This window comes from Microbacterium awajiense (assembly GCF_039536545.1).
Taxonomy (GTDB): Bacteria; Actinomycetota; Actinomycetes; order Actinomycetales; family Microbacteriaceae; genus Microbacterium; species Microbacterium awajiense.
Genome location: NZ_BAAAYU010000005.1, coordinates 448,777 through 461,066, shown reverse-complemented (window position 1 = coordinate 461,066; position 12,290 = coordinate 448,777). Strand labels below are relative to the sequence as shown.

Below are 12,290 nucleotides of genomic sequence, written 5' to 3'. Positions count from 1 at the left end.
CGATCCCTCACGCTGACGCGTCGGCGCGGCTGCGCTCGACGTCGTCGAACCAGTTCTCCAAGGCGCTGTGGAGTGCGCGCACACGCGCGGGATGCTCGGCGGCGAGGTCGGTGGTCTCGAGAGGGTCGGTTCTGAGGTCGAAGAGCAGGGGGCGCGCATTCGAGGGCCGCACGAAGACGGGCGCGGGGTCGTCGTCGATGCGCGGGAGGGCGTCGAGGGCCTTGATCTCGACGTCGCGTGCCATGTCCGCCGCGGACGCATCGAGCGAGCCGGGCCAGGCCGGCCACACGAGTTTCCAGTCGCCGTCGCGCGCGGCGGCGTTGGATTCGAGGAGCGGGGTGTAGCGCGTCCACTGCCAGAACCTCGTCCGCTGCCCGCCCGGTTCGCCGCGCAGGACGTCGAGCGCGCTCGCCCCGTCGAGCACGGGCGCCGAGGGCCGGGCGCCCGCGGCGTCGAGGATCGTCGGCAGCAGATCGGTGAAGTGGACCAGCGCGTTCGTCTGCTCGCCGGCGCCGAGGCCCGCGGGCCATCGGACGATGAGCGGCACTCGGATGCCGCCTTCATAGACGAGCGTCTTCGAGCCCCGCAGCCCGAGGTTCGGACGGTGGGTCGACTCCTCGCCCACACCGCGTTGGTCGGGGCCGTTGTCGCTCGTGAACATCACGATCGTGTCCTGTGCGATGCCGAGATCCTCGAGGAGTTCGAGGATCGAACCGACACCCGAGTCGACCATCGCCATCATGGCGTAGATCGTCGCGACGGCCCGCGTGCGCCGGCCGTCGAGGAATCTCTCGATGAGGGCCTCGGGGGCCTGGAGCGGATAGTGCGGCGCCGAGTAGGCGAGGTGCAGGAAGAACGGTTCGTCCGCGTGTCGACGCACGAAGTCGAGGGCCTCGGCCGTGAACACGTCTGTGAGGTGTCGTCCATCCGCGCGCAGCGGCGCACCCCCGCGCTCGATACGCCAATCCCAGTAGTCCTGCCATCCGCCCTGGAACCCGACGAACTCGTCGAAACCGCGATGCGTCGGGTGGTAGGCCATGTCGAAGGCCCCGGTGTGCCACTTGCCCACGAGACCGGTGGCGTATCCCGCCGTCTTGAGGTCATCGGCGACGGTGCGCTCGCGCGGATGCAACCGGTCGAGCCCGCGCGCTTCCATGGTGTCGATGGCCCCGGTGCGGTGCGGATATCGACCGGTCAGGAGGGCGGCGCGCGCGGGGGCGCACACCGGCGACCCCGAATAGCACTGGGAGGCCGTCACACCCTCTCGGGCGAGCTGGTCCAAGACAGGTGTCGAGGAGGCTCCGCCGTTGTTGCAGGAGAGATCGCCGTTTCCCATGTCGTCGACGACGATCTGGATGACGTTCGGGCTGCGCATAGGGGCCCTTTCTGCGTTGTTGCGGGTCGAAGACGGGCTGGGGGCGACCGCGGGTGCCATCGTAGAGCAGGACGGAAACCGCAGATGGAAAGCGCATGCCGTTCCATGCCGTTCACGCGTCCGGCAGGAAGCGCTTGCCCCACGCGCGCCAGCAGACCTCGACGAGCGCGGCGCCGAGGCCCACGATGGCGAGCGTCGGAAGCCACCCCGCGATGACGACGGCGGCACCGGCGGCGGCAAGGGCGACGACGCTGACCAGCGGGCGGGCGACCACGAGCCGTGCGGACTCGACCACGACCGCGCGGAAGCCCTGCACCCTGTGCGCAGCGGTGGGCACGGTCAGGGAGACGAGCAGGATGATGGCGCCGATGCACAGCAGGACGGCGAGCATCACCACGCCCAGCGGGGCGGGGACAGTGAGCCAGAACGCCACACCGATCCACAGGAAAATGCCGATCAAAACAACAATCGGGCCGACCAGCCAAAGCGTGCGGAAGTGCGTCCGGGTTCCCGACAGAATCGTTCGCACGGGAGCCGACGGGCCGTCTGGGCCCACGAGACTGCGGGCGCGCATCGCGGCGGCCGACGCCGGCGCGGCGGTGACGATTCCGAGCCACAGGACGAACAGGGCGAGTGAGATCATGATCACGTCCCCCGCGACGGTGAGCACGCCCAGAAGCGTGGGCTTCCGGCGCCCGCGCGGAGGTGGATCATGAAGCGACATGCACCTAGTCTTCCATCACGAATCGGTTACGGGGTTGACCTTTGGTATGCGCTTTCCGTAAGGTGAAGGAAATCGCGTTCCATAGGGGTTCACGATCGACACCACGCAGTCACAAGGAGGTTTCCGTGGAAAGGCGCACCAAAGCACTCGCGGCCATCGCAGCACTCGGCGTCGCGGCATTGACCGTCACCGCCTGCTCAGGATCGAGCAACGACAGCGGCGGACAGGCGTCGGAGGATCCGACCGAGGTCACCGGCACCCTTCGGGTGCTGACGCCCAGCTATCCCGCCAGCACCGAGGGCCAGGCCGCATTCGATGAGGTCGTCGCGGCGTTCAACGAGGTCTATCCGAACGTCGAGATCGAGCCCGACTTCGCGACATTCGGCACGCTCAACGAGAAGATCTCGACATCGCTGGCCAGCGGTCAGCCCTACGACGTGCTCGTCACCGGCATCGGCTGGGTTCCTCCGTTCGCGTCGCAGGGCGCGTTCCTCGACCTCGCCGAGTTCGGCGTCGACGTCGACACCGTCTCGGAAGAGACCACGCCGGCCGTCGTCCCCGCCGTCACGTACGACGAGACCGTCTACGCGTGGCCCCTCGTGATGGGCGCCAAGCCGGTGGCCCTCAGCAAGTCGGCGTTCGAAGAGGCGGGCCTGGACCCGAACTCGCCGCCCGAGTCGCTCGACGAGCTCATGGATCTCGCCGAGCAGCTCACGATCCGCGACGACTCCGGCAAGCTGGTCCGCGCCGGATTCGACTTCTGGGGCATCGGCTACCGCCACCCGTTCACGGCCCTGCTCGCCGCGACCGGCCCTGACCTCTACGAGAACGGCGCGCCCGGCTTCGACGGCCCTGAAGGTGCCGAAGCGCTCGACTGGATGGTTGAAGCGGTGAACGGCACGAAGATCACCGACTTCGGCCTGCAGTCGGCCTCCGGCGCACCGCTGCTGTACTCGGGCGAGGCGGCCATGGGAATGGTCGGCGGATACATCAACTGCGAAGAGGTCGGCCAGGAGGTCTGCGACGACCTGGTCTTCTTCAACCTGAAGGACGACCGCGAGGTCATGTTCACGGGCGGCCAGCTGGCATCCATCGGTGCCGGCACCGATCTGCCCGAAGCCGCATGGGCCTTCATCGAGGCGATGTCGACTCCCGAGGCCGAGGCGGCCATGGCATCGATGAACTTCGCTGTGCCGGCGGTGGCAGGCTCTGAGAACGCGGATGCCGTGACCAACAACCCCGCCAGCACGTTCGTGTACGCGAACCTGGACAAGGTCGTGTTCGAGGGCGGCGCGGCCAACTGGCTGGACCTGCGCGACACGTTCAACACGGAACTCGAGAAGGCGCTTCTCGAGGAATCCAGCACTGCGGACGTGCTCGCCTATCTCGCGGCGGAGTCCGAGTAAGCGTCGGCGACTGCTGACAGAGCGGGGTCGGGTGGCCCGACCGCCCGACCCCGCTCCACCCCGCTCGACCCGCACTGATCGAAGGAGGCTCGCGATGACGATGAGCACCGAACGGCGACAGGCAGCACCGGATCGCTCCGCTACCGACCGGCCGCCTGTCCGCAAGCGCAGGCACTCCGGGATGGTGCGCGCTCAGCGCCGCGCCGGGTACGTCCTGCTCGCTCCCGCCCTGCTGAACGTCTCGATCTTCCTCGGACTGCCGTTGGTGCTGGCCTTCGCGCTCAGCTTCACCGACTACGGCTTCTTCGCCGACCCGGAGTTCATCGGCTTCGCCAACTACGCCGAGATGTTCGCGGATCCGGACTTCCAGATCTCGGTGTGGAACACGATCATCTACACGCTGATGGTCGTCCCGGTCGCCATGGGCATCGCCCTCATCGTCGCGCTGGCACTGAACATGCCGATCCGCGCCCGTGCGACCTATCGCGTGATGTTCTACGTGCCGGTCGTCACCGCGACCGTGTCGGTCGCGACGGTGTGGCTGTGGATCCTCAACCCCACCTTCGGTCTGGCCAACGAGATCCTCGCTCTGTTCGGGCTCCCACCGTCGCGGTGGCTCACCGACCCCGACACGGCCCTCATGAGCCTGGCGATGATCGGCATCTGGCAGGGCCTCGGTACGAAGATGGTGATCTACCTGGCTGCACTTCAGGGCGTCGATCCGGCGCTGGTCGAGGCGGCTCGGCTGGACGGGGCCAACCGGTGGCAGGTGTTCTGGAACGTGACCTGGCCGTCGCTCGGGCCGGCGCACTTCTTCGTCTTCGTCACATCGATCATCGCGTCGTTCCAGGTGTTCGACCTGGTCTACGTCACGACGCAGGGCGGGCCCGCGAACTCCACGAGGGTGCTCGTCTACGACATCTACCAGAACGCGTTCTCGCGCCTGCAGTTGGGCTACGCCTCGGCCGAGTCCGTGTTCATGTTCGCACTCATCGCGGTCTTCATCGCAGGTGGGCTGTGGCTGCAGAGGAGCAAGTCCGATGACAACTGAGCTCATCCGCTATCCGAGTACCAAGAAGAAGTCGCTCGGGTCGAAGATCCGCTGGACGCTGTTCTACATCGTCCTGTCGATCGCGGCGTTCGCGATGGTCGTGCCGTTCATCTGGATGGTCCTGACATCGTTGAAGACGCCTGCTGAAGTCAACTCCTTCACGTGGTTCCCCAGCGAACTCCACTGGGAGAACTACGTCACCGCGATGACGGCGGCTCCGTTCCTGGACTACTTCCGCAACAGCTTCATCCTCGCCATCTCGTCCACGCTGCTCACCGTGGTGTTCGCGACCGCGGCGGGATATGCGCTCGCCAAGCTGCCGATCCCCGGACGCCAGTACCTGATGTGGTACATCATCGCGATGCTGATGGTTCCGTTCCAGGTCGTGATCGTCCCGCTGTTCCTCGTGGTCAAGCAGATACCGCTGTTCGGCGGCAACGACATCTTCGGCCAGGGCGGAAGCGGATGGCTGGACAGCTGGTGGGGTCTGATCATCCCGCTCTCGATGGGGCCGCTGTTCATCTTCCTCTCGCGGCAGTTCTTCACCTCGCTGCCCGATGAGCTCGCCGAGGCTGCGCGCATCGACGGCGTCAGCGAGTACGGCATCTTCTTCCGCATCATGATGCCGCTGGTCAAGCCGGCGCTGGTCACCATCACCGTGTTCCAGCTCGAGGCGGCGTGGAACAGCTTCCTCTGGCCGCTGATCGTCACCAGTTCGCCCGACCTGCGCCCGCTGCAACTCGGATTGGCCATCTTCGCGCAGGACGAATTGAACGTGCAGTGGAACTACCTGATGGCCGGTGCCACGCTCGCGACGGTTCCCATGATCATCCTCTTCATCGCCGCGCAGAAGTACTTCGTCCAGGGGCTGGCCAGCTCGGGGCTCAAGGGATGAACCGCCTCGACACCGCCGCTCGTGCTGCGCGCCACGAGCCGGACTCCGCGGATGCGAGCGAGAGTCTGGGCACATACGCCCTCGCGATGGCGGACGAGCACCTCGCGCGCATGCTGTTCGGGGCCGACCTGGAGGCGCTGACGGACATCCCCGCGCGTGGCATCCACCCGGTCATCCAGACGTTCGACCCGGCGACGCTCGATCGCCTCGGCGACGTCGAGGTGCTCGTCACCGGGTGGGGCGCTCCGAAGATCACGGCGAGGGTGCTGGAGGCGCTGCCGAGACTGCGCGCGGTGGTCCACGCCGGCGGCGGAACGCAGGCACTGGTCGAATCCGAGGTGCGTTCGCGCCTGGCACTGTCCACCGCCGGTGATGTGAACGCCGTTCCGGTCGCCGAGTACACGCTGGCGATGATCCTGCTCGCCTGCAAGCAGGTCTTCCGCGCGGCGAGGACCTACCGGCGGCGCCGGGAGGCGATCGATCGCGAGCAGAGCTTCCAGACGGCCGGCAACTTCGGCCAGACCGTGGGGATCGTCGGGGCGTCCCGCATCGGACGGCGGGTGATCGCCCTCCTGCGTCCCTTCGATCTTCACATCGTCGTCCACGATCCCCAGCTCGATCATGCCTCCGCACGCCGACTCGGAGTCGAGCTCGTCGACCTCGAGGAGCTCATGCAGCGCAGTGACGTCGTGTCACTGCATGCACCCCTCAATGACGAGACCCGCCACATGGTGGCCGCGCGTGAGCTGGCTGCCATGAAGGACGGGGCAACGCTCATCAACACGGCGCGCGGCGGCGTGGTCGACATGGCTGCGCTCGAGACGGAGCTCGTCTCCGGACGGATCGACGCCGTACTCGACGTGACGGATCCGCTCGAGCCGTTGCCGTCCGACTCGCGACTGTGGGACCTGCCGAACGTGCTGATCACTCCGCATGTCGCCGGTTCGATGGGCACCGAGCTGCGGCGCATGGGTGATCACGTCGCCGGCGAGCTGCGCCGGGCGCTCAACGGGGAGCCGTTCGTGGCTCCCGAGCCTCACGACGGCTGACTCACCCGCGGCGGGGCGTGCTCTCGCGGATCACGACATGACCGTGGACCACGCGCAGGCGGGGTCCGTCCACGCGCTCCGACAGCGCCAGGTCCAGGGCCTCGGCCGCGACGTCATCCCACGGCAGGTGCACAGTCGTCAGCGCGGGAGTGACGTCGCGAAGCGACTTGATGTCGTCGAACCCGGCCACGCCGATGCCCGTGCCACGTGCTCCGGCATCCCGCAGAAAGGTGAGCGCGCCCAGGGCCATCGCGTCGTTGACGGCGAAGATCGCGTCGATCGGGATGCCGCGCCGCAGCAGGTCTCCGGTGGCGGCATACGCGGCATCGCGGTCGAATTCGCCCGTCACGATCCGGTCGGCCGACAGTGACACGCCCGACTCGCCGAGACCCTCGAGGAACCCCTGCGTGCGATCGCGCTGGGTCATGCCGTTGGCGAAACCGGCCAGGATCGCGAAGTCACGGTAGCCGAGCTCGACGAGGGAGACCGCGAGGTCGTGTGCGCCCTGCTTGTTGGCGTACGTCACCGTGTCGAACGGCAGCCCCTCTTGAGAGATCAGGACGACGCGACCCCCCTCGGCCTCGTACCGCTGGAGCGCGTCGACGAGAGCGGGAAGGTCCTTGTCGTCCGTGCGCCGACCACCCGTGGTCATGAGGATCTGCGTGCGCTGACCCCGGGCGATGTGGACGGCGTCGATGATGTCCTTGGTCTGCGGTCCGGCGACCACCAGCGAGATCGGAAGTCCCTCGTTGCGGACGGCGTCGACCACGCCGGCGACGATCGGATTCGCGTAGTCATCGGGCATGACGCGAAGCAGCAGCGTCACGCCGGTGGTGCGACCGCGGGCCACCGCCTGGGCGGCGATGTTCGTCGTGTAGCCGAGTTCCTCGGCCGCGGCGAGTACGCGCGCGCGATTGGCATCCTTCACACCGCGATTGCTCGGGTTGAGCACCCGTGACGCGGTCGCGGGAGAGACCCCGGCGCGAAGCGCGACGTCGGTCAGTCTGGCCGGACGATGCTGCATTGCGTCTCCCCCTCGCTTCGTGCACGCTTCTGGTCACTGTATTGGAAGCGCTCGCCGCCCCGTGGTCCACAGGGTGCGCTCCCTCTCACGGCGTCGGGCATGCCCAGCGCGCGAGAGCCGCGATGAGGCGCACGTGCCCCACCGACTCGTACGACGCCTCGTCGTGCCCCAGGACGTCGACGGCGACACGGGAGGAACCGGCCGTGCGCACCCACGCCGTCGGCTCGGCGCCTGCGGGCCCGGAGTGTTCGGCGACCACGTGTCGCTCACCGAGCTGCTGAAGCCGGCAGTACCGTTCGTCGACGACCTCGAATCCGCTCAGCGCGGTGCCATCCGGCAGTGCGCCCGCGCTGACGGTCGCGGGCCCTGCCGGGGGATGGAATGAGCCGGAGGGGATCCACATTCCGCCGATCGCCGGGGCCCACGCGGGATAGTCGCGCAACGACGCGACCGCCGCGTGGATCGCGAGCACGCCCATTCCGCCGTCGAGCGCAGCGTCGAGGCCGGCGATCGAGTCGGCCGGCGCCCCGGTCGTTCGATCGTCGCCGCGCCAGGGGTCGCCGGCGTTGACGACGAGCAGGTCGATTCCATCGAGGCGACGCATGGCAGTGTCGACGTCGTCGTCGATGACCACCGAGAATCCCTCGCCGTGCAGAATCTCGGCGAGCAGCGGCGACGTCTGCGCGAACGGATGCCAGGGGTCCGCGTAGCGACCGGTCCCGCTGGCGATGAGAGCGCGCATGTGTGTCCTTCCCCTCTCATCGTACGGGGTTGGATAGCGCTCTCCAACCCGCTCCTGCATCGGGTGGCCCCCCATGACCCTGCGACGTCGATGCTCCGGCGAGAACAGCCCATAGGTTCCATCAGACATGGGATGTAGGCGAGCCCATAGGTTGACGTGAGCATCGATTAACGCTCTAATGATGCCGAACATCGGATGTATCTGTACCAAACATCCGACCTTTCCCACAGCTCAAGGAGGAACTGTGCGAGCAGGCATCCGCACTCTGGTATCCGTCGGCACCGCGCTGTCTCTGATCGGGACGGCTCTCATCGCCGTGCCCGCGGTATCGGCCGAGAGTTCCCAGGAGGCTGTGGCGCAAGGTGCCCCGCAGCACCGCCTCTGGTACGACGAACCGGCTCCGGATGACAACGGGGGCTGGGCCGATCGCTCTTTGGCGCTCGGCAACGGCTACATGGGTGTCAATGTGTTCGGCGGGACCGAGACCGAGAGACTCCAGGTCACCGAGAACAGTCTCTACGACTCCATCGAGGGGGGCGGGCAGCGTCCCGGAGGGCTCAACAGCTTCGCCGAGATCAACCTCGACTTCGGACACGCCGGCGTGACCGACTACATGCGGGAACTCGTCCTGGACGAGGGGGTTGCCCGGGTGAGGTACGTCCACGGGGGCAGCGAGTTCACGAGGGAGTACTTCACCAGCTATCCCGACAAAGTGCTGGCCATGCGTCTGGGCGTATCCGAAGCGGGCGAACTCTCGTTCACGCTTCGCCCCACCATTCCGTTCCTTCGTGAGTACCGCGACAGCCCGGGAGACGGCCGCGGAAAGAGCGGTACGGTGGTCGCTGTCGACGACACCATCACGATGTCCGGGACGATGGAGTGGTACGGGATCGAGTTCGAGGGTCAGTTCAAGGTGATCCCGCAAGGGGGCACACTCGAGGCCCACAATGACGACGGCAACGGGACGATCACCGTCTCGAACGCCGACAGCGCGACGATCCTCTTCACCCTCGGTACCAACTACGAGTTCGATCCCCAGGTCGTGCTGACCGAGGATCGGCTCGCCAAGCTCGCCGGATTCCCACATCCGCATGACGAGGTGACCGCGTCTCTCGCCGAGGCGTCCGCGAAGACCTACGACGAGCTGCTCGCCGCGCACCAGGCCGACTACCTCGAGCTGTACGAGCGGATGAGCTTCGACATCGGCGGCGAAGAGCCGACCGTCCCGACCGACGACCTCATCGACGCCTACCGTTCGGGCACGCCCAGCCCCTACCTGGAAGAGCTCGCGTTCCAGTTCGGGCGGTACATGCTGATCTCGTCCTCACGCGCGGGCACTCTGCCACCCACCCTGCAGGGAATCTGGAACGTCTATGAGAACCCGCCGTGGGGCTCGCGCTACCTGCACGACCTCAACCTCCAGATGGCGTACTCGCCGGCGTTCCCCACGAACATGCCCGAGCTCTTCCAGTCGTACACCGACTTCTTCGAGGCGTTCGTGCCGCGTCAACAGGCGTACGCGACCGAGTACATCGATCTGTACAACCCGGCCGAGCTCGACCCCGACGGTGACAACGGCTGGTCGGGACCGTTCTGGACCGCTCCCTACGACATCCCCGGCAAGTCGGCCGTTGCCGGCTTCGGGACCGGCGGCTGGATCGGCCTCATGTTCTGGGACTACTTCGACTACACGCGTGACGAAGGGCTGCTCGAAGATGTCGTCTACCCGGCGATCTACGGGCAGGCGAACTTCCTCTCGCGCTTCGTGCAAGAGCAGGACGGTCTGCTCCTTGCGAACCCCTCGTCATCTCCCGAGCAGGTGCCTCGCAACACGGTCGGCACCACTTTCGATCAGCAGATGATCTACGAGACCCATCTCAACACGCTGAAGGCGGCCGAGATACTCGGACGCTCCGACCCGCGGCTCTCGACGCTCGAGAGTCAGCTCCCCCTCCTCGATCCGATCCAGGTGGGCGCGTCGGGCCAGATCAAGGAGTTCCGCCAGGAGGAGTACTACGGCGAGCTCGGTGAGCCGGGACACCGCCACATCTCCCATCTTCTGGGCATGTCGCCCGGACAGCTGATCTCGACGCTGACTCCTGCCTGGCTGGATGCCGCAGAGGTCACCCTCGAAGGACGTGGCGGCGAGAGCGGCATCGGCTGGGCGCAGGCCAAGCGCATCAGCCTGTGGGCAAAGGTGCACGACGGCGCCCAGGCCTATTCCTACTACCAGGACCTGTTGCAGAACCACCTCATGCACAACCTGTTCAACAACCATCGGCTGACCGGCGTCCTGTTCCAGGCGGACGGCAACTACGGCGCAACGGCGGGGGTGGCCGACATGCTGCTGCAGAGCCACCACGACATCATCTCCCCCCTGCCGGCCCTCCCCGATGAATGGGCTGACGGCAGCTTCGAGGGGATGCTCGCACGGGGGAACTTCGAAGTGTCCGCCGCGTGGTCGAACGGTCACGCGGATCGCATCAGCGTGCTCGCGAAGTCGGGGGGGACTGCCAAGCTCAGCTACCCGAACATCGCCGACGCGGTGGTGACTGTGGACGGCGAACCGGTCGATGCGGTGCCGGACGGTCGGGACCTCGTTGCGATCGAGACGACCGAGGGTCAGTCGATCCTCATCACCGGCATCCCTGCGGTCGATCCGCTCATGGCACCCGCAGATCTCGAGATCATCGAGGATCAGCGCGATGAGGTCGAGCTGGCATGGAACGCGTCGACGGATGCCACGTCCTATCGGCTGTACCGGGCGGTCGGCAGTGCGCCGGCGTACGAACTGGTGGCGTCGGACGTCGAGGACGCGGTGTTCACCTACCGGGCCGATGATCTCGATCAGATCGAGCAGATGACCCTTCGAGTGACCGCGGTCTCGTCGGACGGCCGCGAAAGTGATGGAGCGACGATCGTGCGCCTCCTTCCAGACGAGAGCGCGACCGACGATCGCCCTGTCTACACCGGTACGGCCTCCCAGTCCTCGACACGATTCGGCGGAGTCCCCGAGCGCGCGATCGATGGGAACACCGACGAGGTGGACTCCCACAGTCACACGGACTTCGAGGATCAACCCTGGTGGGAGGTCGACCTGGGGGAGATCCGTGACATCGACGAGATCGTGATCTGGAACCGCACCAATCCGGTTCCCGCGCAGCGCACGAAGGAGTTCTACGTACTGGTGTCCGACGCTCCGTTCGTCTCAGGCTCGCTGGACGAGGTCCTCGCGCAACCGGGAGTGGCCGCCTTCTATCACGAGGCCGTGCCCATGCCGTCGGCCGCGTTCGACATCGACCGCACCGGCAGGTTCGTCCGCGTGCAGCTGACCGGCATCAACTCGGGAACCTCCGTCGCCCTCCACCTCGCAGAGGTGCAGATCTTCGGACCTGAGGAGCCCGCCGAGGAGCCGGACGTGGTGAGACCAGAGGCGCTTCTTGTTTCGCCGTCCACCGGGGGACCGTTCCCGCAGCTCGTCGTTCAGCTCGACGCGACCGACGACGTCGGGTTGCGGCGGATCGTCGCGAACATCTACCAGGGATCGACCCTGGTCCGGTCGACGCAGTCGGCCGTGCCCGATGGGGCCGCATCCGGTACCCACACGGCGACGGTGGATCTGCCCGACGGCGACTACACGGTGAAGTTCAATGCGCAGGATCTCGCCGGGAACATCTCGCGCACCGGGCAGGTGCCGTTCACGATCGACTCGACGCCGCCGACGGTCAGCGTCAAAGACGGCAGCGAGTTCACGGTTGCCGATGGCGATGGCTACGCGAAGGTCAGCTTCAAACTGCACGACCCGGGCAAGATCGATCGTGTCGAGCTCAACGGCACGGCCAAGGATCTCAACGACAACGTGTGGTCGGACCTCAACCATGTCGTGGTCGGAACCTTCGGCGGCGTGCTCGGCCCGAATCAGCTGAAGGTCTTCGACATCGCCGGCAACGTGACCCTCGTCGAGTTCACCCTCGTGGAGCCGCCAGGCGTGGGGTTGCCGGTCGGGGCCCACTGAGCAGCCGAC

Annotated in this window: 9 protein-coding genes; 5 read left to right on the top strand and 4 right to left on the bottom strand. The window is 66.8% G+C overall.

Translation table 11 applies throughout. From position 1 onward, the window contains the following. Positions 1-7 precede the first annotated feature (7 nt). Entirely contained in the window at positions 8-1,375 is a 1,368-nt protein-coding gene (locus ABD663_RS08860; protein WP_344737621.1) for a sulfatase-like hydrolase/transferase, read from the bottom strand. Positions 1,376-1,487: 112 nt separating this feature from the next. Then, positions 1,488-2,099: a hypothetical protein gene (locus tag ABD663_RS08855; protein WP_344737620.1), complete on the bottom strand. Its 612-nt coding sequence runs from the start codon at positions 2,097-2,099 to the stop codon at positions 1,488-1,490. 125 nt (positions 2,100-2,224) lie between these two features. Here ABD663_RS08855 and ABD663_RS08850 point away from each other — a divergent pair, with 125 nt between their 5' ends. The 4 genes from ABD663_RS08850 (at position 2,225) to ABD663_RS08835 (ending at position 6,500) form a co-directional block, all read left to right on the top strand. Then, on the top strand, positions 2,225-3,505 hold the full coding sequence (locus ABD663_RS08850; protein ID WP_344737619.1) for an extracellular solute-binding protein: 1,281 nt from the start codon (positions 2,225-2,227) through the stop codon (positions 3,503-3,505). A gap of 181 nt (positions 3,506-3,686) precedes the next feature. Beyond that, complete coding sequence (locus tag ABD663_RS08845; RefSeq protein WP_344737618.1) at positions 3,687-4,556, top strand: carbohydrate ABC transporter permease; 870 nt, start codon at positions 3,687-3,689, stop codon at positions 4,554-4,556. Then, positions 4,546-5,451 carry a carbohydrate ABC transporter permease gene (locus ABD663_RS08840; protein WP_344737617.1) on the top strand — a complete coding sequence of 302 codons (906 nt, stop codon included), beginning with the start codon at positions 4,546-4,548 and terminating at the stop codon, positions 5,449-5,451. The genes ABD663_RS08845 and ABD663_RS08840 overlap by 11 nt, the downstream gene beginning before the upstream one ends. Beyond that, positions 5,448-6,500 (top strand): hydroxyacid dehydrogenase, encoded by a 1,053-nt coding sequence (locus ABD663_RS08835; protein ID WP_344737616.1) that lies wholly within the window; start codon positions 5,448-5,450, stop codon positions 6,498-6,500. Before ABD663_RS08840 ends, ABD663_RS08835 begins: the two co-directional genes overlap by 4 nt. A gap of 1 nt (position 6,501) precedes the next feature. Here the strand turns inward: ABD663_RS08835 and ABD663_RS08830 are convergent, their stop codons facing one another. Both ABD663_RS08830 and ABD663_RS08825 read right to left on the bottom strand, forming a co-directional pair. Further along, complete coding sequence (locus ABD663_RS08830) at positions 6,502-7,524, bottom strand: LacI family DNA-binding transcriptional regulator (RefSeq protein WP_344737615.1); 1,023 nt, start codon at positions 7,522-7,524, stop codon at positions 6,502-6,504. Between the two features lie 85 nt (positions 7,525-7,609). Next, positions 7,610-8,266, bottom strand: coding sequence for a ThuA domain-containing protein (locus ABD663_RS08825; protein ID WP_344737614.1), 657 nt, complete (start codon positions 8,264-8,266; stop codon positions 7,610-7,612). 244 nt (positions 8,267-8,510) lie between these two features. Between ABD663_RS08825 and ABD663_RS08820 the strand changes: the two genes are divergently transcribed. Next, positions 8,511-12,281 carry a glycosyl hydrolase family 95 catalytic domain-containing protein gene (locus ABD663_RS08820; protein WP_344737613.1) on the top strand — a complete coding sequence of 1,257 codons (3,771 nt, stop codon included), beginning with the start codon at positions 8,511-8,513 and terminating at the stop codon, positions 12,279-12,281. The last annotated feature ends 9 nt before the right edge of the window (positions 12,282-12,290 follow it).